The sequence below is a fragment of the Staphylococcus sp. 231237_7MaSpsaltlick genome (assembly GCF_043107035.1).
This window is the reverse complement of sequence record NZ_JBICNX010000407.1, coordinates 1-424: the sequence shown is the minus strand read 5'-3', so window position 1 is coordinate 424 and position 424 is coordinate 1. Positions and strand designations below refer to the sequence as shown.

At 34.2% G+C, this 424-nt stretch carries 1 protein-coding gene; it reads left to right on the top strand.

The window, feature by feature from the left end; all coding sequences use genetic code 11:
* Positions 1-253 (top strand): SDR family oxidoreductase (locus ACF91D_RS32110; RefSeq protein ID WP_392438755.1); only part of this gene is annotated, 253 nt, incomplete at its 5' end.
* Between the last annotated feature and the right edge of the window lie 171 nt (positions 254-424).

The window sequence follows — 424 nt, the reverse complement described above, 5'->3', positions numbered from 1 at the left end:
ATTTGCAGTAAGGGGCATGACAAAATCAGCTGCATTAGAATTGGCTGAAGATAACATCCGTGTGAATTCTGTACATCCTGGCGGTATCAAAACAAAGATTAAGCTTTTCGAAGGCGTTGCGGATAATACACCTTTAGGCAGAGTAGCTGATGCTGGAGAGGTTTCTTACTTGGTTTTATATTTACTTTCAGATGAATCTTCATTTACTACTGGTGCTGAACATGTTATAGATGGTGGATTGACAGCAGAATAGTTCAATAAAAAATACAGAGGCTTTTAATCCTCTGTATTTTTTATTGAATGATTTAGCAAGGTTTCGTTTATATTTATATCACTTCTATATACATATTCTGCATTTTTGATTAACGATTCATTTATATGTTCAAACATGGCTGATTCTGCTTCTTTTTCTTCTCTATTTTGG